Source organism: Cytobacillus sp. MT66, assembly GCF_058792595.1.
The window spans coordinates 551,428-575,486 of record NZ_JBXAFB010000001.1 but is presented as its reverse complement, the minus strand read 5'-3'; the positions used below and the strand labels follow the sequence as shown (position 1 = coordinate 575,486).

General features: G+C 36.9%; 20 protein-coding genes. 15 read left to right on the top strand and 5 right to left on the bottom strand.

All coding sequences use genetic code 11. The features are described from left to right. Positions 1 to 63: 63 nt before the first annotated feature. Together AC1Q59_RS02765 and AC1Q59_RS02760 are read left to right on the top strand one after the other, a co-directional pair. Complete coding sequence (locus AC1Q59_RS02765) at positions 64 to 198, top strand: hypothetical protein (protein WP_492364241.1); 135 nt, start codon at positions 64 to 66, stop codon at positions 196 to 198. 1 nt (position 199) lies between these two features. Continuing rightward, positions 200 to 1,792, top strand: a complete 1,593-nt coding sequence (locus AC1Q59_RS02760) for a sodium:solute symporter family protein (RefSeq protein ID WP_492364240.1) — start codon at positions 200 to 202, stop codon at positions 1,790 to 1,792. Positions 1,793 to 2,290: 498 nt separating this feature from the next. On the opposite strand, the gene AC1Q59_RS02755 is transcribed toward AC1Q59_RS02760, so the two are convergent. Continuing rightward, a complete protein-coding gene (locus AC1Q59_RS02755; protein WP_492364239.1) occupies positions 2,291 to 3,649 on the bottom strand; it encodes an Nramp family divalent metal transporter in 1,359 nt (452 codons plus the stop codon). Between the two features lie 412 nt (positions 3,650 to 4,061). Between AC1Q59_RS02755 and AC1Q59_RS02750 the strand changes: the two genes are divergently transcribed. Then, a complete protein-coding gene (locus AC1Q59_RS02750; protein ID WP_492364238.1) occupies positions 4,062 to 5,264 on the top strand; it encodes a DUF4145 domain-containing protein in 1,203 nt (400 codons plus the stop codon). Positions 5,265 to 5,377: 113 nt separating this feature from the next. On the opposite strand, the gene AC1Q59_RS02745 is transcribed toward AC1Q59_RS02750, so the two are convergent. After that, the gene (locus AC1Q59_RS02745; RefSeq protein ID WP_492364327.1) at positions 5,378 to 6,427 is read right to left on the bottom strand and encodes an ATP synthase beta subunit C-terminal domain-containing protein; all 1,050 of its coding nucleotides are present in this window, start codon (positions 6,425 to 6,427) and stop codon (positions 5,378 to 5,380) included. A gap of 238 nt (positions 6,428 to 6,665) precedes the next feature. On the opposite strand from AC1Q59_RS02745, the gene AC1Q59_RS02740 reads away from it, so the two are divergent. From AC1Q59_RS02740 to AC1Q59_RS02730, 3 genes are all read left to right on the top strand, one after another. Then, a complete protein-coding gene (locus tag AC1Q59_RS02740) occupies positions 6,666 to 7,397 on the top strand; it encodes a polysaccharide deacetylase family protein (RefSeq protein ID WP_492364326.1) in 732 nt (243 codons plus the stop codon). A gap of 204 nt (positions 7,398 to 7,601) precedes the next feature. Further along, positions 7,602 to 8,606 (top strand): DUF3231 family protein, encoded by a 1,005-nt coding sequence (locus AC1Q59_RS02735; protein WP_492364237.1) that lies wholly within the window; start codon positions 7,602 to 7,604, stop codon positions 8,604 to 8,606. A 279-nt stretch (positions 8,607 to 8,885) separates the two neighbouring features. After that, on the top strand, positions 8,886 to 11,078 hold the full coding sequence (locus AC1Q59_RS02730) for a transglycosylase domain-containing protein (RefSeq protein WP_492364236.1): 2,193 nt from the start codon (positions 8,886 to 8,888) through the stop codon (positions 11,076 to 11,078). A gap of 128 nt (positions 11,079 to 11,206) precedes the next feature. Here AC1Q59_RS02730 and AC1Q59_RS02725 read toward each other — a convergent pair whose 3' ends face one another. Next, positions 11,207 to 11,638, bottom strand: coding sequence for a MarR family winged helix-turn-helix transcriptional regulator (locus AC1Q59_RS02725; RefSeq protein ID WP_492364235.1), 432 nt, complete (start codon positions 11,636 to 11,638; stop codon positions 11,207 to 11,209). 277 nt (positions 11,639 to 11,915) lie between these two features. Here AC1Q59_RS02725 and AC1Q59_RS02720 point away from each other — a divergent pair, with 277 nt between their 5' ends. Together AC1Q59_RS02720 and AC1Q59_RS02715 are read left to right on the top strand one after the other, a co-directional pair. Then, a complete protein-coding gene (locus AC1Q59_RS02720; RefSeq protein WP_492364234.1) occupies positions 11,916 to 13,427 on the top strand; it encodes an MDR family MFS transporter in 1,512 nt (503 codons plus the stop codon). 220 nt (positions 13,428 to 13,647) lie between these two features. After that, a complete protein-coding gene (locus tag AC1Q59_RS02715; RefSeq protein WP_492364233.1) occupies positions 13,648 to 14,556 on the top strand; it encodes a hypothetical protein in 909 nt (302 codons plus the stop codon). Between the two features lie 185 nt (positions 14,557 to 14,741). On the opposite strand, the gene AC1Q59_RS02710 is transcribed toward AC1Q59_RS02715, so the two are convergent. After that, positions 14,742 to 15,191 carry a MarR family winged helix-turn-helix transcriptional regulator gene (locus AC1Q59_RS02710; protein ID WP_492364232.1) on the bottom strand — a complete coding sequence of 150 codons (450 nt, stop codon included), beginning with the start codon at positions 15,189 to 15,191 and terminating at the stop codon, positions 14,742 to 14,744. 202 nt (positions 15,192 to 15,393) lie between these two features. Here AC1Q59_RS02710 and AC1Q59_RS02705 point away from each other — a divergent pair, with 202 nt between their 5' ends. Together AC1Q59_RS02705 and AC1Q59_RS02700 are read left to right on the top strand one after the other, a co-directional pair. Next, entirely contained in the window at positions 15,394 to 16,629 is a 1,236-nt protein-coding gene (locus tag AC1Q59_RS02705) for an MFS transporter (protein WP_492364231.1), read from the top strand. A gap of 132 nt (positions 16,630 to 16,761) precedes the next feature. Next, the gene (locus AC1Q59_RS02700; protein ID WP_492364230.1) at positions 16,762 to 17,388 is read left to right on the top strand and encodes a metal-dependent hydrolase; all 627 of its coding nucleotides are present in this window, start codon (positions 16,762 to 16,764) and stop codon (positions 17,386 to 17,388) included. Between the two features lie 112 nt (positions 17,389 to 17,500). Here AC1Q59_RS02700 and AC1Q59_RS02695 read toward each other — a convergent pair whose 3' ends face one another. Further along, positions 17,501 to 17,737, bottom strand: a complete 237-nt coding sequence (locus tag AC1Q59_RS02695; protein ID WP_492364229.1) for a hypothetical protein — start codon at positions 17,735 to 17,737, stop codon at positions 17,501 to 17,503. Between the two features lie 255 nt (positions 17,738 to 17,992). On the opposite strand from AC1Q59_RS02695, the gene hmpA reads away from it, so the two are divergent. The 5 genes from hmpA (at position 17,993) to AC1Q59_RS02670 (ending at position 24,055) form a co-directional block, all read left to right on the top strand. Then, on the top strand, positions 17,993 to 19,279 hold the full coding sequence (hmpA, locus tag AC1Q59_RS02690) for an NO-inducible flavohemoprotein (protein ID WP_492364228.1): 1,287 nt from the start codon (positions 17,993 to 17,995) through the stop codon (positions 19,277 to 19,279). Between the two features lie 217 nt (positions 19,280 to 19,496). Then, positions 19,497 to 19,688: a hypothetical protein gene (locus AC1Q59_RS02685; RefSeq protein ID WP_492364227.1), complete on the top strand. Its 192-nt coding sequence runs from the start codon at positions 19,497 to 19,499 to the stop codon at positions 19,686 to 19,688. 759 nt (positions 19,689 to 20,447) lie between these two features. Further along, positions 20,448 to 20,795, top strand: a complete 348-nt coding sequence (locus tag AC1Q59_RS02680) for a DUF4260 domain-containing protein (protein ID WP_492364226.1) — start codon at positions 20,448 to 20,450, stop codon at positions 20,793 to 20,795. A gap of 779 nt (positions 20,796 to 21,574) precedes the next feature. Beyond that, positions 21,575 to 22,345, top strand: coding sequence for a putative hydro-lyase (locus AC1Q59_RS02675; protein ID WP_492364225.1), 771 nt, complete (start codon positions 21,575 to 21,577; stop codon positions 22,343 to 22,345). A 288-nt stretch (positions 22,346 to 22,633) separates the two neighbouring features. Next, positions 22,634 to 24,055, top strand: a complete 1,422-nt coding sequence (locus AC1Q59_RS02670; protein WP_492364224.1) for a sodium:solute symporter family protein — start codon at positions 22,634 to 22,636, stop codon at positions 24,053 to 24,055. Positions 24,056 to 24,059 lie beyond the last annotated feature (4 nt).

Here is a 24,059-nt window from a genome sequence, read left to right as displayed (position 1 = left end):
TTGTGGTTCAAATCCAACCTATCTATCAAGCTAAGTACTACTAAAAAAGGGAGATGATGTTAATTGGGAAATTTAATTTTTAGTTTTGCATTTGGAGGCAGTTTGGTTATCATTGGATTTTTTGCAAAATATATGATATCACGAATGGCTAAAGTTGAAAGTGCGGATAAAAAAGATAGCCGAAAAGAGGTGATTTAAAATGGTTTATTTAGTTGGTATTCTAATAGGAATTCTAATTTTTATCTTAGTTGGTCTGGTTCTATCTAAACGAATAGCAAATGTAGAAGACTATTATGTTTCTGGACGTAATGCACCAACTGTCTTAATTACAGGTTCATTAGTGGCTTCCTTTTTAAGTTCCGTAACCTTTATGGGGGAAGCAGGATTTTCATATGACGGTTATCCAATTATTCAATTAATATTAGTCATCTTTAATGCAAGTGGTTATGTTTTTGGGGTCTTCCTATTTGGCAGATTTTTACGTAGAAGTAACGCGTTAACGGTGCCTGAATACTTTGGTAAAAGATTTAACTCTAAAAAGATTCAAAGAGCCGCTGGCATTACAACGATCATAGGAATATCTGCCTATATAGTTGCTGTTACCATGGGAGGAGCATTACTGTTTTCATCCGTATCAGGATTTTCCTATACTGTATCATTAATTATCATCTGGTTTGCTTATACATCCTTCACATTCCTTTCGGGTGCAAAGGGGGTACTTGTAAATGATACATTAATGTTCTTTATTTTTCTATTTGCTACAGTAGTAGCTTTACCATTTATTCTAAATGTTACAGGTGGCTGGCCAAATGCGATTATTGAGGCAGCTTCAACACCAGGGAAAGAGGGTATACTTGATTGGCATGGAATAGTAGGAGAAAATGCATATTTTTCCACTCCTGCAGAAGCACTTATTTGGGCTGTTGTCTTAGGACTTGTTTGGGGTACAATCGTTTCTGTAAGTCCATGGCAGACAAGTAGATACCTTATGGCAAAAAGTGAACATGTTGTTATTCGTTCGGGTATTATTGGAATGATTTCGATTATGGTCATTTATCTCATCCTGCATATAAGCATGACTACTGTAAATAACATAAATCCGAATATTACTCCTTCTGAAAATGTCTTTATTTGGACAGCAATAAATGTGATGCCTACCTGGTTGGGTATTCTCATATTATTAGGTATTATGTCAGCTGTTCTTTCATCTTGTTCAACCTTCTTGCAGCTAATTGGAAATAGTGTTTCAAATGATATATTTATAAATAAGAAAAATAGTGACATGAGTCTTTTGCGTTTTAGTAGAATCGTAATGTTATTATCTAGTATTGTCATCCTCATATTTACTTTCTGGCAACCACCAGCAGTAATGTGGATTGGATATTTTGCGGCAACATTATTTGCAGCTTCTTGGGGACCAGTTGCATTTGCGAGTATCTTTTCTAAAAAGATTAATAAGGAAGCGGCATTTTGGAGCATTATCGTTGGATTTGCAGCAGTATTTGTATGTGAAATAATTCAGAAGTTCTGGTTTTCTTTCCCAATCTATTTCCATCCAGTTATTATCGGTGTTGTTCTATCAACACTCATTCTTTTCGTAGGTTCAAAGTTTGGAGAAGTTACAGAGGAGGAGAGATTATTCCAACAACAACTTTGGAAAGCTCCTGATGATTTAGCCGATCCAAAAGAGATGAACATCACGAAAAGATATCCAAATATTTTAATCTTTGGCGGCGCACTCGTTATAGTTCTGACATTTATTTTATATTATATACCCTTAAATTTGTTATAAAAGGATTTTTGGCCTGACTCTTTAGTAAATCAATTAAAGAATTAATACACATGAGGGCAAGCATCTTTATATAAGCAACAATGGTTACAATCGTCTTAATCTGGCAAGCCCTAGATTGATTTTGAAAAAGGGCAAAAAATTAGTGAAGTATTGGTAAAAGAAAAACAATAAATACTTTAATTACCAAAAAAGTGCAGGTCATTAACATCAATTATTCCGATGATGGTATTACAATTAGGGCTGTCCGATAAGTCCCTGAAATAAATAAGGGTGGAGAAAATCAACAAATTTTCTCCACCCTTATTTTTACCTTTTGGATTTTTCTCTGAGGAGGCACGCAAAACGCCCCCGGAAAGCAATGCGCCTGGAGCGGAAAACAACGGCCAAATTTAACAGAGCAAAAAATAAAAAAGGCGCTCCAGAAAAGTAGTCGATACCTACTTTCTAGACAGCCCCTTAATACTAGCATACGAGATTCACAATGGTTGCAAAATAGATTTACCCTAAGTCTTGACCTGTTACAACAATATATCCAATTAAAAATATATTTAATACAACAATTACACCAGTACATACCCATGCTAATATTTTCACAGGTAATTTGTTCGCAAATACACCCATTTTCTTTTTATCGCTAGTAAACATGACTAACGGTATCACGGCAAATGGCAGTGCTAAGCTTAATACCACTTGACTCCATAATAGCAATTCACCAGTTCCTTTAGAACCTGCGACCCAAGTTACAATAAACGCTGGAATAACAGCCAATAACCGTGTAATTAAGCGGCGAAGCCACGGTGAAATTCGTAAATGAATAAATCCTTCCATTACAATTTGGCCGCTAATCGTTCCAGTAATCGTTGCATTTTGACCGGAGGCAAGTAAGGCGACAGCGAATAAGGTACTTGCAATGCCTACCCCGAGTGTTGGACTGAGCAGTTCATAAGCCGCTTCAATTTCTGTTACATCTAAAGCCGTACCATAAAATGCGGATGCTCCCAAAATCAGAATAGCTGAATTAATGAGGAAAGCAATGGTTAATGAAAAGGTGGAATCAATGAGAGAGAATTTAATGGCTTCTCTTTTCCCCTCTGTGGTCCTCTTATATTGTCTGGTTTGAACGATAGAAGAATGTAAATATAAATTATGCGGCATCACCGTTGCCCCTAAAATTCCTAAAGAAATAAAGAGCATTTGTGGATTTGTGACAATCTCAGATTTAGGAACAAATCCACCAAATAAGGCGGAGATTTCCGGCTTTGAAAAAATGACTTCGAATGCAAATACGATAAAGATTGTTACCATTAAAACAATGACAATAGATTCAATAATACGAAAGCTTTTCTTTTGCAGATAAAGTAAAAGCAAAACATCTAATGTAGTTATCGCTATACCCAATAATAAAGGAATGCCAAATAATAAATTTAAGGCAATAGCTGAACCAATAACCTCAGCTAAATCTGTTGCTATAATAGCTAATTCGGTTAATATCCAAAGAACAAAGGCTGTTTTCATCCCGGTTGCATCTCTTGTTGCCTGGGCGAGATCTCTTCCTGTGACAATTCCAAGTTTTGATGCCAATCCTTGTAAAAGCATCGCAACCAAGTTAGAAAGTAAAATGATGATTAACAGTGTGTAACCAAAGCGTGCACCGCCAGCTATAGATGTTGCCCAGTTTCCTGGGTCCACATAACCAACGGCTACTAGTGAGCCAGGCCCCATAAAGGCAAGCAGTTTACGCCAAAATCCTCCTTTATTTGGAACACTTACTGTATTATTTACCTCTTCTAGGCTTACATTTGAGCTTTTCCTTAACCACCCATGCTCGTTTCCCACAAATTCTTGCTTAGTATCCATCAATCAACCCTCCTAGAATATGAATCAAGCTAAAAAACTTTCCTTAGACCAACTTTTTAGGTAAAAAAGGTTATTAAATAATATAATTTATGAAATTATTTTAACTCTGGTTCTTGCCTTTGTAAATATTTTTTGCGTGTATACAACTTTTTAGCGTTAGACAAAATTCGATAAAATTTACTTTTGCAAAGGAATGATAAGCGAATAACCTGGAAGTTTTAAGGAGACATGTTGGCTCAAGTTTTTAAGAAAAAGGCCAAGCTAGAGAATAGGATCCAGCTTGGCCTTAAATGAAAAATAACGGAACGTCTGTTCTTATTTTTCTGGTTAATCGATAAAAAATATGCTACTATTATTCTAGCAGCTACATAGAGCAGATGGGGCACTCCCTTAAAGAAAGGGGGTGTTTAATTTGGCAGCATACGAAACAATGAACACGATATTAAGTGATCATTTACTTGGAGGATTCAATATGAATACATCATCCTATTTCTATTATTATCTTGAACCAATCTCAAAGGAACTTGCCTTAGTCGCCCGTGAACTTGAAAATAGTATTTTTACTGGGCCGCGGACAATGTTAACACACGCGAGAATCTTTGTTGAAAACATATTACAAAAGGTTATTCGGGCAGAAAAGCTGCCAGAAGACCAATGGTCAAATTTAAAGGAAAGAATTGATTTACTTAATGAGAACGGTTATTTAACTGCCGAAATACGCGATGCATTGCATTATGTCAGGCAAATTGGCAATCAGGCGGCACACGATGCACGTGTGTTCCGTTATTCGGAGGCTCTTTTGTCATGGGAAGCTGTATACAAAATTGTGAAATGGTTTGTTGAGGTCTATGGGCCAGTAGATTTTATCGTCCCAGATTATCAAGATCCTTCGCCTAAAACGGAAAAACCCTATGATGTTAGTGAACTGGAAGCAAGGCTAAAAGGATTAGAGGAGCTCTTAAGATCCTCGATTCAGGGTGGGCACACACCCGAACAAGGGGAGGGGGGAAGTGCTGCTGAGGAACCCTCTGCACCAGCACCGGAACAGCCAGGGTTTACTGCAATCAGGACCATTGTCTGCAAAGAACAGCAGCTTGAAGTCCCATACTTTTTGAGAGATGCCTTTTTACTCCCGCAGCGTTTTTCAAAATCCGAAACCTTCCTTATCAGATTAGGGGCTGAGCAGCAGGCTCGCATAATGAGTGAACTGCCAAACAATCTTGAAGGATTGCATAAGCATGTCAAACGTTTCAGTGAAAAAAATGAAGGAATTTTCTTTGAAGAATTAGCAATATTTATTGAACAAGAAAAGGCGCGCAGAAAGCTCACATTAGAACGTCCCGGGGAATTGTTTTTCTTTTATCAAGCAGATCATATCGTTGTAACCGAAGAATTATCAAAAATCCCGCTTACTTCTGATGAATTTACGGGAATCCCAAGCCTGTTGCGGCAGCTTAACGAAGATCAAATCGAAACCGTAGGACAGCTGCCAAAAGAACTTGTCATCTTGGCAAAGTATGCAAATGTTGGAGTAGGGACGGTTGAGAATTTATTCGAGCAGTTGAAGTCTAAACAGCTAAAGCTTAAAGAGAATATGGTTGCATCTTCACTCTAAACTAAGATTAAAATGGGAATCCCGATGACTGATAAATATTAGTGGATGATTCCCGGAAGCCATATAGAGGAAGGGAAAAGCGCTTCTTCTAAAAAAGGAGCGCTTTCTCTATTCTAGGATTGGAATTTCCCTATAAACTCTAGTTCTGATACGTCCTTAGAATCGGCGGCGCCTTTTATAATTTCGTTCACATCATTCAACGTGTCTTGAAGGGGGATTGATTGCCCCGGTTTTTTGGTAAAGGCCTCGGCAACATAAAAAGGCTGGGTTAAATAGGCTTCAAGTCTTTCTCCTCTTTGGTAGGTTAGTAACTCAGTAGCTGGAATTCTTTCTAACCCGCTAACATTTACTAAAGAGCGAAGTTCCCGATAGCGGCGAAGAAGTTTTAGGGCTTTTTGCTGGATGGTGAAGTGTTCCTGATCTAAATGGGCTCCTTCGAGAACAGATGATGTTGAACTTAGAGGATTAACGGCTGGATAGCGGTGTCGGGCAGCAAGATCAGCATCGAATTGCCATAAGGTTTCAAGTGGTCCATAAGGAAAATCTTCATCAACCACGTCTCCTGTCAAATCAACGAGGAAAGTTGTAACGGAATGAATGCCAATCTCTTCAAGATTCTCTTGCAGTTGTTGGATGTGTCCTGTTATTACATGGGTTCTGTCTGCAACAAATATAATCTCTTGGTCTCCGCCGATATTCGCGATCGTCTTATAGGCATCATCAATGGTGTTAATAATGATTTCTACATTCTCCACGAGATCATTTATTCCCTGGTGTTCGCCTTCAGGCATTAGCAGGATTGTTTTATACTTTTCATTCTTAAACCGATGAAGTAACTCTGCTAAGACAACAAGCTGCCCCATGCCAGGACGTGCAACCAAACCGACAGTGCCACCTTTGGCTAATGGAGCAAACAAATCTAACGTCTTGATTTTGGTTTCAATCATTTCGATTTTCTCCCCTCTGATTATCAGATCATCCAAACTGCAATTGGCTAAGGATGCAAGTGCAGCTAAAGTTCGTACTTCAGCTCTGCCAACGGGAATCTTTCCAGTGCAAAGATTAGAAACGGTAGCTGGCCGCAAGCCAACTTGCCGGGCTGCGCTTGTTAGATTCGGTACTTTCCTGCGTAATAAACCTACATTTAACCTGAGGTCATCCATTTTTTCCATAGCTTAACTCCCTTCCTCTATATAATAAATGGAAAAGTGTTAATTTTCAATAAAAAATTACTCTTAAAATCATTTTTATTACCTCGTAGAGTAATAATATCCCCAGGTCTTTACGGTTTCACTTTTACTTATTAAAGGAACGGTGGTGGTCTAATTCTGCATATAGCTCTATGTTTTTGAGGAACAATAAATGAAAAGTATAAAAAAAGGAAATAAAGCGAGGAGTTTGATGAAAAAGCTTGCAGTGTTTTTCCTATGTCTTCTTATATTCGTTCTTCCGTCACAAGTTCATGCTCAACGTAAAGTACCTATTTTAATCTATCATTCGATTGACGAGTTTAAAGGGCATGGTTCTAAGGAGTTATATGTAACACCGGAGAATTTCGCAGAACAAATGATTTATCTAAGAGACCATGGCTACACCTTATTAACTTTTGAGCGATGGAAAGACATTTATAAAGTAAACAAACCTATTTTCATTACTTTTGATGATGGGTACAAAAACAATCTGAATGCATTTAACATCTTTCAAAAATTGAAAAACGAACATTTTAACCCAAGTGGTACCATTTTTGTTATTTCTGACTTTATCGGTCGCCCCAACCGATTATCGAAATCAGATTTAAAAATGTTGGCTGATTCGGGGATCATGTCTATACAGTCACATACTGCGACACATCCTGATTTGACGAAAATAAATAATTATGAATATGAACTGAACGAATCCAAAGAAAAAATTCAAAAAATAACGGGCAAACCAGTTATTGCTCTTGCGTATCCATATGGAAATTTCAGTAACAAGGTTTTAGCGGAAACGAAGAAATACTATTTGTTTGGACTGACAACAACACCTGATTTATTTTCTGAGAAGGGGATAAAAGACGAACTCTATCTTTTACCACGGATCTATATCAAGTATTCAACTACACTTGATGATTTTGCAAAGATCGTTGGCGAATAGTAAAGGCGGTTGTCAGAAAATCAACTTCATAGAGGAATCCATTTTGATCAAATTTTTTTAAAATGGATTCTTTTTTTTATGGCAGAAGTATTAGGTGAAAAATAGTTTTAGGTATTTTTTCAGTAAAATACCTTAGTTTGTACATTTAGCTTTATAAATTATGAGGGTATTGGATAAATTATGATGTGATGGAGGGCTGATCACATGGAAGAAAACAATATAAATGAAAAATTAACATCTGCCGAAATGGGTAAACTTTGGGCAACATACATTGGAAACAGTATGTCAAAATGCGTGATAAGTTATTATCTTAAACACGTAGAAGATAAAGATATTAAAACCTTATTAGAAAATGCGTTGAAATTAACAACAGATTTCATGGAAAAAATCAGAGGGATTTTTGAAAAGGAGAACTTTCCTATTCCAAAAGGGTATGGTGAAGCGGACGTAAATTTAGACGCTCCCCGTTTATTCCTGGATGAATTCTATGTTCATTATTTAAAATATGTGCTAAAGGCAGGGTTAAGCATATATAGTGTGGCTATTCCTCTTGTTTATAGAAATGATGTAAAAGAGTTTTTTAGTTACTGTATGGATACTTCTATGGATTTACTGGATCAGATCAAGTCAATTTTGATTAAAAAGGGGTTTATTATGAAGCCGCCTTTAATTCCAGTTCCGGAAAAGGTGGAATTTGTCCAACAAGATTTTTTAAACGGTTTCTTTAAGAATGTAAGACCTTTACATGCGTTAGAAATTGCCCATTTATATGATGATATTGAAAGTAACATAACTAGTAAGGCAGTCCTTATGGCATTTGCCCAAGTAGTAACGGACGAAAAAATACGGAAACTGTTTGAAAAAGGAAGAGACATGACCACAGCCGATATAAAAAACTATATGCAAAAATTACATGATGAGAATTTACCTTCACCATCTTTTCTTGATGATTTGGTGACAACCTCTACTTTTTCTCCATTTTCAAACAGGCTAATGTTATTCCACAAGATAGATATGTTTTCGATGAAATTACGAGCAATTGGGAATTCCGTAGCAGTGAACGGAAGACATGATTTAGGATTTATGTATTCTAAATCTTTATTAAAGGTCTCATGGTTTGTTGAAGAAGCAGCAAAAATTTACATAGGAAAAGGATGGATGGAAAAACCGCCTGAGGCTGTAGAAAGGAATAAGTTAGTATCTGAATAATTATCCTGTTCTTTTTCAAAAAACGGGTGCTTATGCATAAAAAGGAAGAGCGCTTATTTTTATAATATGGCCAGATTGTAAAACAAACCCAAGATAGTAAGGAATGAGTTGCTTTGGCAGCTCTTTTTTATTTTTGTTTTTAAAATAAATCCCCATAGTCCCCTATAAAGCTAAGGGTACTTACGAATCTATATAGATAGGCTCAAGGAATGTACATCCAACTGTAGATATACTTGAGCATACAACAACTTTGTAAGTTTTAAATGGGAGAGAATATGAATGTCTGAAGTAGTGCATCAATCTCGTGAGGAACGAAAAAAAGCGGAAAAAACTAAACAAAATAAACAAAGAAGAATGGATAAACTGAAAAAAGGATCGTTGTTTAAAAAAATGGTGATTGCCTGTTTGGTATTCTGTCTTGTTTTAACAGGAGCTGGGGCCATTACGTTCGCTTCAATGACAAAGGAGACACCTGCTTTAGATTCTTCTAAGCTAGTAGATCCGCTTTCTACTAAATTTTATGATAAAGACGGAAACTTCCTTTATGAATACGGGAAGGAAAAACGGACAAAAATTACGTACGAACAAGTGCCAAAAGTATTGGAACATGCCTTTATTGCTACCGAGGATTCCAATTTTTACAAACACTTTGGAATCGACCTCAAACGGACAGCCAAGGCAATTTTCGTGAACGTAACCGGGGATTTCGGATCTCAGGGAGGCAGTACAATTACACAGCAAGTCATTAAAAATTCACTTCTGTCCCCAGAGAAAACACTGAAACGAAAAGTGCAAGAATGGGACTTAGCATATCAGCTGGAAAAAAAGTATTCCAAGCAGGACATTTTAATGATGTATTTAAACAAAATCTACCTTGGAAACCGCTCTTACGGAGTGGCTGCTGCAGCTAAGAATTATTATGGTATTGAGTCCGATGAATTGAACAAATTAACGCTTGCGCAGGCGGCGATGATAGCCGGACTGACACAGAGTCCAAACAATTATGATCCAACCATACCGGAAAATATCGAAGCAGCCACGAAGCGCCGTCACATTGTATTAAGCTCGATGCTTCGGGAGGGCTATATCACGGAAAAAGAAATGAAGGAAGCAGAAAAAATTCCTGTAACTGAAGGCCTTTTACCAAAAAGTACGCAACAGAGCATGCCATATGAAGCTTTTTTGGATGCTGCTGTAAAAGAAGTAAAGGGAAAATTGAAGGACGTTGACATCACCACGGACGGATTATCTATTTATACTACATTGGATCCAAAAGCTCAGGATTATGCTGACAAATTACTGAACACCGATGAAATTATTGCCTATCCTAATCCTAATTTTCAAGGAGCCTTCGTCTTTTTAGATACAAAATCAGGTGAAGTTAGGGCGATTGGAAGCGGGAGAAACGACTTTAAAGCAAAATTTCTAGGACATAATTTTGCCATTGAGATGAAACGTCAGCCTGGCTCCACATTTAAGCCTATTTTTGATTATGGACCTGCGATTGAACATTTAAAATGGTCCACTGGTCATTTAATCGATGATCAGAAGACATCGTATTCAAATGGTCAGCCTATTTCAAACTGGGATCGTCAATACCATGGAATCATGACTATACGCACAGCATTACAACACTCTTACAATATTCCTGCTTTACTCACAATGAGAGAGGTAGGGATGGACAATGCAAAGAAATTTGCAGAGCAGCTCGGCATTACTTTTAAAGATAATCAGGTATATGAATCTTACTCCATCGGAAGCAATACCGTTGATCCTTTGGATATAGCTGGAGCTTATAGTGCTTTTGGAAATGGTGGGGTATACAATCAACCACATTTTGTCCAGAAAGTTATTTCCCCTGATGGGAAAGAGGTTAGCTTTGCCCATGAACCAAAACGAGTGATGCAGGATTACACTGCCTATATGGTAACCGATATGCTGCGTACAGTCGTAAATGCTGGGTCAGGAACAACTGCCAATGTTGCCGGACTTGATGTTGCCGGGAAAACAGGTACAACCAATTTTGATGAAAAAACTCGTGCTAAATATGGATACCCGAGCTCAAGCGCAAATGATAGCTGGTTTGCGGGATATACACCTCAATACACCATGGCTGTCTGGACTGGTTACACGCAAAACGGACAGGGTAACTATATGACTGGAAATACGACGAAAATCTCACAGTTAATGTTTAAAGCGATGATGGAAGCTTTTGGAACGGACAAATCAAATTTTCAGCAGCCTGAAAGTGTCTACAGAGTGAATAATGAACTTTATATAAAAGGAATTGATTCTGCAGAAGTTCCGCCTAAGAAGAATAATGTAATCATTCATCCTAATAATGGCGGCAAAAAAGAAGAAAAGAAATTCAACAAAGAAAAAGAGAAATTCAAAAAAGGTGAAGAGAAGCGCCAACAAAAAGCTGAGAAGCATCGAAAAAAGGAAGAGAAAAAGAAGCAAAAGCATGGATGAAATGATGTTTTAAAACATAAATAGCAGTGAGCAAAAATGTAGCTCACTGCTATTTATATTCTTTTTATTCCTATTAGCCAATTGGCAGCTTATGCTTAGAATTTCACAGGCTGCATGATATTGAAAAATTAGTCGTCTTTTAAATGTTCAACGAGTCGACTGAGTAAATTACTTAAAACTACTATTTCTTGATCATTGTAAATATTATAAGATTTGCCATTAAATTCATCGCGTGATGAACTTAATTGTTCATAAATTCGTTCTCCTTCTTCTGTCACCTTCACACGTGTTCGTCTTTTATCCTCAGGGTCAGTAAATAATTCAACTAAATTTGCCTGCTGTAAACGATTGATCATCCCAGTCATATTTTGTTTTGTTACAAGTGTTTCTTCTTTTATTTCACCAATTGATATATCTCCCTTTTCTATTATTGCTTTAAGAATAACCCATTGCTGTATACTATTTAGACCTACATCTGCAACCATTTTTGCCCCATATCTGCTCAAAAGATTCGATATCCTTAAGAAATCTAGAGTTATATTGGTTTTTAGATTTTCCATATTAACCTCCTGGCTAGGAAAAGAATTTAATTTATTTTTTACCAATTCTAATAATGCCAGTTAATTAAGTCAAGTTGTTGACTAATTCATAGCAGTAAATTAAACTATATTAGTTAATAAATTGACTAGTCTTGAGTCGGGGGAAAAAGTGTAATAATAATTGAGATTATACAGATATCGTTTAATTAAATTATTGGACTAAACGCCATAACAAATGATCAATTATTTTTCTAAACTCACCTTACCCATAAATTTTAGTATTAAGGAGATGTAAAGGATGCCAAAAGCAGCAACAAATCGCAAAATGGTAACTATTGCTATGCTTGTTGCCATTCTTTTAGTTGCTATTGACGTAACTGTTGTTAGTACCGCAATGCCGCAGATTGTCAGTGATCTCAGCGGATTAAAATTAATCAGCTGGGTATTCGCCATCTATACGCTTACCACTGCAGTAACTACACCGATTTATGGGAAATTAGCCGATTTATTCGGAAGAAAGAAAGTCTTTATTACGGGGGTCATTTTATTTGTAGCCGGATCAATGCTTTCTGGTGCGGCACAGACTATGACCCAATTAATCTGGTTCCGTGCTTTTCAAGGAATCGGAGCTGGAGCAGTAATGCCTCTTACATTTACGATTATCGGCGATCTCTACCCTGGAGAGCAGCGGGCAAAAATGCAGGGAGTATTTAGTTCGGTCTGGGGAATTGCAGGTCTCCTTGGTCCATTAGTCGGTGGGTTCTTTGTAGACGTAATCAGCTGGCGCTGGATTTTCTATATTAATTTACCAGTCGGTTTATTATCACTTGTGTTACTCACTATTTTCTTTCACGAAACAGTTGAATTGAAAAATGATCGTAAAATTGATTATCTTGGAGCCCTTACATTCACAATTGGAATTTCCACTCTCTTATATGCTCTATTAAATGCAGGCCCGGGGCAAAAATATGCCTGGGACTCAACGGCCATTTATGTACTGTTTGCTGTTGCGGTCATCTTTATCGTTCTCTTTGGCTATATTGAAACCAAAGTAAAGGAACCAATGCTTCCTCCATCTTTATTCAAGATACCGGTGATCCTAGTTTCCAATCTCATTGGTTTCCTGGCTAGTGCTGTTCTAATAGGAGTAAATGTTTATTTGCCAATGTGGATTCAAACGATTCTTGGACACAGTGCGACCAGCTCTGGACTTACTCTCATGCCAATGTCAATCGCATGGCCTCTTGGTGCAACATTTGCAGGGCGCTACATGTATAAAATTGGCTCCAAGTTCACCGCCATTGTTGGTGCTGTTTTGATTACCCTCGGAGGAACATGGTTACTAGCTGTCGGACTGGACTCTCAGTATTGGTATTTTGTTGGGATTATGGTTGTCATTGGTCTTGGGATGGGATACGCTACCACCCCAACAACCGTTCTCGTTCAATCAGCTGTCGGCTGGCAAATGCGTGGGGCCGCGACTGCTTCTAATTCATTTGCCAGGTCAATTGGACAAACGGTTGGGGTTGCTGTCTTCGGAACAATTTTTAATAATTCACTTATAACTTTTGGAAAAGAACATGCGAATGGAGCATGGAGCGGTGGGGGCAATATCAATGATCTCCTAAGCTTGGATACCATCAATAAACTGCCATCTGCTGCAACTAAACTAATTCATGAAGGACTTGCCCATGGTATGCACCTGGTGTTTATTCTCGTGTTTCTTATTGCGATTGCCAATCTTATCATGACACTATTCCTTCCTTCACATAAGAAGGTAATGGAGCAGCAAAAGCAAGTTCAAAACTAAACGTCTAGCCGACATTCGTGTTTTTTTGAGATAAAATGGCTAGCTAATGACTAAAGGCGCGTTTCTCTAAGAAATGCTCCTTTAGTCATTTTTATTTTATCTATATTTATCACCCTATATCTCTGGTATTTAGTTTTATTTATTACTAATATAGTAATAAATAAAACTATTGCTTAATTGGAAGAGGGAATATAGGGATACTTAGCGCAGGAGGTGTGAAGTGAAAGGTTATTTCAAATTATGTATAGGGTTGGTCTTTGTTTTAATATTAACAGGGTGTTTTGCCGAAGATTACGATGTGGGAGTTCCAACTGCCCATTTGAATTTCGATCGTTTATCTTTTCAATTAACAGAAGCAAATGTCAGCTGGAAAACAGCAAGTGAAAATGTACAGCAGACAATAGAAAATATGGAAGAATACGCATCATCACTGAATGAAATAAAGGTTCCTTCAGGTCAAGCAGTGTCTTTGGATTTTAAAGAGAACAAAAAAAATGGAGGAGACATCTGGACTGACGCCAAAATAACAGTTACCCTATTAAAGGATCAGAAACGAATCGAACTTGCTTTGGATGACTCTGGAGAATTTAAATTCCCAACCAACGAGGGGAATTACATTTTAGAAGTTGAATTTAAAAGTTCTGCAGGTATGGCACAATATGCAGGTAATATTGTTATCGAAAAAACAAGCAAGGAAACAAAAACAATGGATGGAAAGCTCCCAGAGTTTTCAAGTATGGAAATGCCCTCTATAAAAAAAGTTAAAGTACCTGGGACAGAAGGTGCGGTGTTTGATCAAAGTTATGAGGAAGTTTGTTGGAATAATTGTGATAACAATTACCAATATAAATACCCTGATATTCATTCCGGAGATGTTGAAATAGGCGATGAATTACTGATTGATTGGCTTAACATGAAACCTCATCCCTCGGAAATTAACTTCATTTATATTAATACGGAGAATCGTGATTATGAAGTGATAAAAAAAGATAGTATAGACATCACTAATACTCCTTTAAAAATTAAAATCGACAAAGAGAAAATTAATTCTCAGTATGCTGTAGAATTTTTATGGAAAAATGGAAGAGAGATTATTGGAAGAAGCATGTTAAATTTTAGACTAGAATAATATTAAGCAGTTAATTTGTAAAGACTAAACAAAATACCTTTATCGAAATTATAAAGGCGCACATTTAAATAATGTGTGTCTTTTGTTATTCATAGAATCAATTAGAAATTGAACGTACGTCTAAGACAGGTTACACCTATAATGCTAATCGTTATTAAACCAAAAAACAGGAGCTGAAACATCTCCTATTTTTCGTAAAATTGATTGAATTTTTTTAGAAGCTGTCCAAATGCCTCACATTCCTCATCTGACCAATCATTTGTTACTTCAACTAATCTATCTAAACGTGCTTTCCTATGCTCCGTAAATACCTTTGTTCCAAGTTCCGTTATTTGAAGTGTATATGCCCTTCCATCTGATGGATCGGGAATTCGATACACAAACCTTTTTTGCTCTAAAGCAGCTACCTGTCTGCTGATAGTGGAGATATCCAGCTGGAATTCTTTTGCTAGAACTTTGACACCAGCAGGCCCTAAGTCAGCTAACCGACGCAGCAGCAGATAGGCTGATCGGTCGAGATTTCCAAATTTTTTGTGAGAAGAAAGAAAAGTTGAACGACGAATAAGGATGGTCAGTTCCAATTCTATCATTTCCAAATCTTTTTTATGCATATCTTCAATCCCATCAATAAACATATTCTTATTCCTTATATTATCATATTTAAATTTTAAAAATAAAGATTGACCGTATTCCTGTAAAAAGTACTATTGATGTAGTGGAAAATAGTTGTATAATACAATCATGTACTTTCATCATACAACTATTTATAAAAAAAGGGAAAGTGTTTACAAAAAATCGAAGGCTTAGGCAGAAATGAAAAAAGGGGGAAAATTGTTCATGTTATCTACAAAACAATCAGTTTCTGCACCATCTGCACATTCTGATGTCGTAAATGGAGGACTATTAACACAGCCAAAAGCGGTTTGGGCTGTTTTTTTCGCATCGATTATTGCCTTTATGGGGCTTGGTCTAGTGGATCCAATCTTACCGGCAATAGCAGATCAATTGCATGCCTCACATAGTGAAGTAACATTACTTTTCACTAGTTATAATGCCGTTATGGCAGTGGCAATGCTTATTACTGGAATGATTTCCACAAGGCTAGGAGTTAAATGGACACTGCTTACAGGTATTGTCATTATTGCCGTATTTTCTGCACTTGGGGGATTCTCCAATAGCATATGGTCACTCGTTGGGCTACGTGGCGGCTGGGGACTCGGCAATGCATTATTCGTCGCAACCGCTTTAACAGCCATCGTTTCACTTTCGAATAGCGGGACAGCTAAAGCGATTATCTTGTATGAGGCGGCAATTGGTCTAGGAATTTCTGTAGGGCCTCTTCTTGGAGGCTGGCTTGGTGCGATGTCGTGGAGAGGTCCGTTTCTAGGTGTTGCAACACTTATGCTCATTGCGTTTATTTGTCTAGTGTTATTAATGCCTAAATCGGAAAAAGCAAGGAACGGATACCAAAAAACATCTTTGCTAGATCCATTCCGTGCCTTAAAACACCGTTCATTATTAGTTTTTGGAATTGCCGCTGCATTATATAACTTTGGCTTTTTTACGTTATTAGCTTATGCACCGTTTGTTATGGGTTTAGATGAGCATGGATTGGGTTATGTATTCCTCGGTTGGGGGATATTATTGGCCATCACTTCTGTTTTCATGGCTCCTAAGCTTCAACAATCGTTTGGTACGGTAAAGTCAATGTGTGCTATGTTAACATTATTTGCCTTGCTGCTTATTGCAATGGGCATCTGGACCTCCACACAATGGGTAATTATTGGTGCGGTTATCCTAGCAGGTGCATTTTTAGGAAACAACAACACTTTAATTACAACTGCTGTTATGAACGCTGCCCCTGTTGAACGTTCAACAGCATCTGCAGCCTATAGCTTTCTTCGCTTTATTGGAGGAGCAATTGCTCCATTTACTGCAGGAAAACTCGCAGAGGTTCTTTATCCAAGTGTTCCATTTATAGTAGGAGCCGGATTTGTTCTGCTTTCGGTAATATTTATCCTAATAAATAATGAACATATAAAACATGTTGATGCTGCTGGAATAGGTCATTAAATGATAGAATCTGCCGTGAATTCGGCAGATTTTTTTTGGGGGGATCAATGAATAACTAAACAGAACGAATGTTTTGTTGTAAAATAAAAAAAGTGATGTTTTTGAAAGTAAAATAAAGAGGTGGAAAGATTATTGAATGGAACAGCACATACAGCAATTGGAGCGGCATCAGGATTTGTTGTTGCGAACACTTTACAAACCTCTCCCTCGATCACTTTATTTTTAGTCGGATTGGGCGGAGTATCCGCGCTAGTCCCAGATCTTGACATTGACGGAAAGCTTCGTGAAAAAATCACCTTGTCACATAAAGTGCTGCAGCTGGCTGCACAGTTGATTGGAATTTTGGTGATCGTTTACAGCTTTTTTGAGGGAACAGCAAATGAGAGATGGTTAGGGATCGGGATTGGCCTGATCATGATGGCCATATCGGCAAAGATTAAGCAGAGGCATATGTTAACGATTACTGGAATTGGTGTCCTTTTGGGCGGTATCTCATTGCAGGAAATATGGATGATTCTTTTAGGAATCTATATTTTGATCGCTTCTTTTGTGGCGCACCGGAGCTATACCCATTCGATATTGGGAGTTATTTTCTTCGGAATTATTGCTTCTAAATTAGAGGCATCCCTTGGGATTAACGGTGTTTATTATACATGCCTTGTCGGATACATCAGTCATCTAATCGCAGATTTGAAAATATTACCTTTTAATAAGCGGGGGATTAAACTGTTCTTGCCTGTCTCATCGGTTGAAATTTAGATATTGATGACTACGAACCTGCTAGAAACAGCATCCAAAAGTTAGTTCTTGGGTGCTGTTTCTTTTTTTACAGTTGCGGACTTCCGGGCCCATTAAAAACTGAAAAAAGGAATTATTGCACTTCTGTCCTATTGGGTAAAGTGAAGATTTTTCCATTATTTAACTCGCACCAGTCTAAATCGCCATAAGTATCCTTTTGCCCGTATTTTTCAAAAAATGCTTCTTTATTTTCAAACACTTCCATCAAACCCTTTTCAAGAAATGTGACCATTTGATAAGTATTTAATTTAAAAACATTGGAAATGGCGATTAACTCACCGATATGGACAATGTTAGAAAAGTCCTTCATTATTTCCTCTCCTATAAATATGAAGATTTCCCTTGATAAATTGAGCAAATCAATTAAGCCATCCTTTATTATTAGTATAAAAATTAGGGAGTATTCATCGATTTGTACTGTTGCCGGCACAGCCCTATCTAAGTTTTTAAAAATTGAACCATTCCTTGTTTACCAAAAAGACATTCGAACTTCATACATTTACCGTAGCTTGGATTCATTAAGGCGGGAAAACTAACTGGGTAAAAGGAGAAGGGGGTTAAATTGATGACTGTAACAAATTTGGAAAATAAACATTCATGGCACGAGGTCGTAAATACGGTTAAAGCTTTAAACCCGAAAAAATTGGAAATTATAAAAGCGACCTTACCAGTTGTAAAAGATCATGGGGAAAAGATTACAACGGCCTTTTATAAAAGAATGTTTAAGAATCACCCTGAATTAAAAAACATATTCAATATGACACATCAAATTTCAGGACATCAGCCAAAAGCGTTAGCAGATGCCGTATATGGTGCTGCGGCCAACATAGAAGACTTTAGTAAAATCATGCCGGTTCTTGAGCGAATTGGGGAAAAGCACCGGAGTTTGCAGATCAAACCGGAGCATTACCCGATCGTTGGTGAAAACTTACTTGGGGCGATCAAAGAAGTGTTAGGTGATGCAGCTAACGATGAAATTATGGATGCCTGGGCTGATGCCTATGATGTTATATCCGATGTGTTTATTCGTATGGAAAATCGAATGTATAAAACAACTGAAGCATCTCCAGGCGGATGGGCTGGATTCCGGGAATTTGTTTTGGATAAAAAAGTGAAAGAAAGTGATGTAATCACATCATTTTACTTTAAACCAAAAGATGGCAATCCTATAGCAGAGTTTATACCTGGTCAATACATTACGATTAAAATGGAGATGCCTGATGAAGAATACACACATTTACGCCAATATAGTTTGTCTGATAGCCCTGGATTAGGCTATTACCGTTTTAGTGTTAAGAGAGAAGAGGCAAGAGGGGATTATCCAGACGGGATTGTTTCTTCTTATCTGCATAACCATGTAAACGAAGGAGATATTATTCCAATCACGGCACCTGCTGGTGATTTTTACTTGGATATGGAATCAAATCTTCCATTAGTTTTAATAAGTGGCGGGGTTGGCTTAACACCATTGATGTGTATGTTAAATACCACTGTAAAAGAAACACCAAATAGAGAAGTTTATTTTATCCATGCAGCATTAAATAGTACCATTCATGCATTTAAAACACATGTCAACGATTTGGCAGCCGAACATCAGAACGTCAAATCATTTGTGATATATGAAAAACCAACCGACGAAGATAGAGAAATGAAAAACTTTGATAAAGAAGGATTTTTTACACTCGAATGGCTCCAACAAATCCTGCCGACAAAAGAGGCTGATTTTTATTTTTGTGGACCAACGCCTTTCATGAAAGTAGTCAATAAATCACTAAAGCAATGGGGCGTGCCTGAAGAACATATCCATTATGAATTCTTTGGTTCTTTTGGCAGTTTGGATGCTGGAATATAATTAAACGGCACCCCAAAAGTTGTTTTGACTTTGGGGTGCCGTAGTTTTTGGAAACCTAAGGAAAATACCGTGTGTCTTGAAATTCATATTATTTATTATAATTTTATTATGTAAACAAGAATGTGTAAAATCCGAACCTTGTAAAAATTACCTTTCATGTAAACGTGGAATTTTTAATTGAAACCCTTTTATTATAGTTGTGAGAGGGGGAATATTCATGGCAAGGCCAACTACGAAAAATTACGAAAAAAATTATAAGCGACATACCTTTTATATTACAAACAAGAACTTCGAGAAACTAGAAAAAATAGCCGAAAGGACGAATGGTGGAAAAACAGAGGTCTTGAATGAAGCATTAGATCTATATTTTGCAATCGGAGAGCCATTAGCAAGGCTTTATAGAAGGTAGTACCGCTGTCTGAGTTAAAAAGAGGCAAGCATTCTGACAGCTTTGATCTATTTTCGGTTGTGCGAGTCAGAAAGGGGTCGGCATTCTGACAGCTTTGATCTATTTTCCGTTGAGCGAGTCAAAAAGGGGTCGGCATTCTGAAGCTTTGATCTATTTTCCGTTGAGCGAGTCAAAAAGGGGTCGGCATTCTGACAGCTTTGGTCTATTTTCCGTTGAGCGAGTCAAAAAGGGGTCGGCATTCTGACAGCTTTGATCTATTTTCCGTTGAGCGAGTCAAAAAGGGGTCGGCATTCTGACAGCTTTGATCTATTTTCGGTTGAACGAGTCAGAAAGCATCCAACATTCTGACAGCTTTGGTCTATTTTCTGTTGTGCGAGTCAAAAAGAAGCCGGCATTCTGACATAAGTATTTCAGTTATTGTGGAGAAAATCACAATTATCATAATAAATATAGTGCTATATCAGTGTTTATGTGTGTTTTGGACCTGAAAAGTTTCCCGAAATCGCACAGTTATTAGCAGAGTGACAATGGTTATTGTCACTCTGCTAATTGTTATGCTAAAAGGTTTGGTTATTTTATATGCTACTTTGCATAAGTTATAAGACGATTCGGAATTTAAAAAATAAATATGTTATAATGGATATAAGATTTTGTGGGAAATTTGTTCTTAAACTAATGAAGAAGATTAACCTAACGGGAGATTTTAATGGAATGAAGAATACAATTTATTGATTAAATAATATTTTTGGGGGGATGCAATTGAATAAAATTCTTTTGCATATAGAAGGTCTTGCGGTCTTCGTGTTAAGTCTTTATTTTTATGGATACAGTCAATTTAGCTGGCTATTATTTTTTGTATTATTGTTAGCACCAGATATTTCAATGCTTGGTTATTTAATTAATAATAAGATTGGTGCAAGGCTTTATAATTTTTTTCATACCTATACAATAGTGATTATTGTTGTTTTCTGGGGTCTATTATTAGAGAATCAAACGGCTTTAGCAATCGGATTAATATGGTCAGCTCATATTGGAATGGATAGAATGATTGGATATGGATTAAAATACCCAACGGAATTTAAAGACAATCATATGAATCGTGTTTAATCTGAAATTCAATATTAATAAGCAAGAAATTTATCTAAAGGGTTTTAGTTGAAGATTACATAATATAGAAGTGCAAAGGCCGACTTAATTAAGTCGGCCTTTTTTCTTGCTGATTACACTGTTATTTAGTGTGCGATTCTCATAGCTAAAAGGCTTGCTTTTCTAATTGTTTTTTTTCGTATTTTCTCCACGTTATCTGAACTACTTAATTCTGGACAGCTTTGATCTATTTTCCGTTGTGCGAGTCAAAAAGCATCTAGGGTTCTGACAGGTTTGGGTTTTATTTAACAAATTTTGGTTAAACTGTAGTTGAGTCATTTTTATTCCCTCTTTCCTTGTTTTTCGTGGTTGTTAAACATTAAAGAGTAAGAAGGAAAGAAGTGACTCTTTCTTTTTTACACCAGGAGGAGCATTTTTCCGCGCGTCCTTTCCCCATTAAAATTTTTTAAATAAAATTCAAATCATAAAAGGAAAGACTTGACATAAGGTGTGATATAATTATTATAATATTCACAATAATAAATATTTGCTGCAAAGTCAGAAAATGTAAAAATGACATTCATTGATGGGCGAAATTAGGGAATAGGTTTAAATTTGGAACAATAAGCCAGTTCATCTCATCATAATACACTAAACAAAATCGGTATTGAACCTAGACCCTTTGATCAAAAGTAGTCATTTGTTATTTATTAAGAGATTGCTATTTTTCTAGAAAGGCAGACTTACAAAATGAGTCGAAAAATAATAAAATTCAACCGAACAAATGGAGGATGAGCTGGATGAACACTGTTATTTTAAGCCCTAAAGATCAAAGAGAAAGATTTAGAAACAATCTTGAGGTAAGAAATACCTCTGGTTTGTGTGAAGGATTCATGCAGGCAAATTTAGTCATTCTCCCGAAAGAATATGCGTTTGATTTCTTGCTTTTCAGCAAAAGAAATCATAAACCCTGTCCGATTGTAGATGTGCTTGAGCCAGGTGCAGTCAAGCCAAAGGTTGCTGATGCTGACATCCGCACTGATATTCCAAAATACCGTGTATTTAAATCAGGTGAACTTGCAGATGAAACGACAGATATTAAATCCTATTGGAGAGACGATTTTGTCAGCTTTCTTATTGGGTGCAGTTTTACTTTTGAGAGAGCACTTAATGAAGCGGGTATTGAGATGCTTCATCAAAAGGAACATAAAGGTGTTGCTGTTTATATAACGAACATCGAGTGCAAGAAAACCGGTATTTTTCATGGACCAATGGTAGTAAGCATGCGGCCTATTAAAAAGAGCGAAATCGTAAAGAGTATTGAAATTACCAGTAGATACTCCCATACACATGGGGCGCCGGTCCATGTTGGGGATCCATCATTAATTGGTATTAAGGATATCTCAAAACCTGATTATGGAGATTTTATTCCGTATGATGAAAATGAGTATGTTCCTGTATTTTGGGCATGTGGTGTAACGCCGCAAGCAGTTGCCCTTCAATCAAGGCCATCAATAATGATTACCCATGCTCCTGGGTACATGTTTATTTCAGATAAAAGAGAAATTTAAATAATCTTATCGTGACATTACAATTGAACACAAAAAAGTACAATACACTCCAATTTATCAATTTGTACAGCATACAACATCTAATTTATTTTCAACAGAAATGAAGTAGTCACCTTTAATCAAAATTGGGGAGGTGACTTTTTTATTTTTAGAAAAGGTTGTGATTTTAAATGGTCCTAGGGATTCCATGGATAACATGGATTGGGGTAGGAATTCCTTTCGTGTTCGCTGCCATTCTTCCTGCAATATTGTCGATTTTCTTGATGAGAAAGAGGAGAAAAGACTTCGATGTATGATCCACTATTATATTTAGGCTTTTTTGTTATTTATACAATTTTGATATTAATTTTTGGACGTCATGGATTTGACCGAAGTGAGAACATCAAAGATTATTTTATTGCAAGGCGTAGTCTTGGTTTATGGACAAGTATTTCTACGTTTTGTGCGACGTGGTTTAGTGCAATCTCCATGCTGGGTTTTACAGGTCTTATCTATTCTAATGGTTATTCATCTATGTTATTTACTACAGTTGTTTGGTTTCTTGGCGCTGGAATTATGGTGCTTGCGATCGATCGATTATATGATTATGGCGCGGTGACAGTGCCTGAGTTTTTTCGAATTCGATATGAGTCTACGACCATTCAGGTGATTTCTGGATTTGTTATATTCATTAGTTTTATTGTTTATTTAGTTTTCCAAATCCAGGGATTTGGTCTAGTTATTGGTAAACTATTAAATATCCCGTATACTGTAGGCCTATTCCTCGTTTTTTTATTTATTATCTATACTACTTTTGGCGGTCTTTATTCTGTAGCGCGAACGGATGTCCTTAACTTTGTTTTGATTATGATTGGTACTGTTGTTGCCGCAGTTTTGGTCTTAGATGCTATTGGTGGTATTCGTATTATGCATGCAATGGTTTCAAAAAGATTTTTCCTAACAAATGAACATCAGCAAACTTCCCCTTTTTCCCCTTTACCTGAGGGAGGATGGTCAATTGTCTCATTTATAAGTTCTTTTTTTGCAATGACACTAGGAATTTCCGCCAATCCACAATATGTGATTCGTATTTTTTCAGCAAAAAATAAGAAAACAGCGTATCAAATGATTTCAATAAGTATTATTTTAATATCTATTGCTTACGTTGCCTTGGCGATTGTTGGAGTAGGGGGGAAACTACTAGTACCAGTGGGTAGTGTTCCGCATCATGATGAGATTTTTCCTTTTATGATGAATGAGTTTATTACATCCCCTTTAAAAGGGCTCATATTAATCAGCATCGTGGCAGCTACAGTTTCTACCGCCAATTCACAGCTTCTTATACTTGCTAGTAGTGTTGTGTATGACATCTATCAATCGTTTAGAAAAAATAAAGTCTCTGACCGAGCATTACTCTTTCATACAAGATGGTTAATTGTCGTCATTGCAACATTGGCTCTTCTCATCGCTTTAACCCCGCTCCAAGATCTCATCAGGTACACCGGGCACGTCTGGGGGATGATTGCTGCAACATTCTTTTTTCCACTGTTTGGCGGACTTTACTTTCCAGAAGTTCACCGAAGAAATGCCATTTTTTCAATTATAGGAGGCTTTGTAACCTATATTATTAGTCTTATTCTAATACCTGAAGATTTTAGTCGATATGTTCATCCAGCAGTACCGTCTGTTATCATTTCAGGAATTTTGTTTTTTATAAAGGTAAGGAGATGATTTC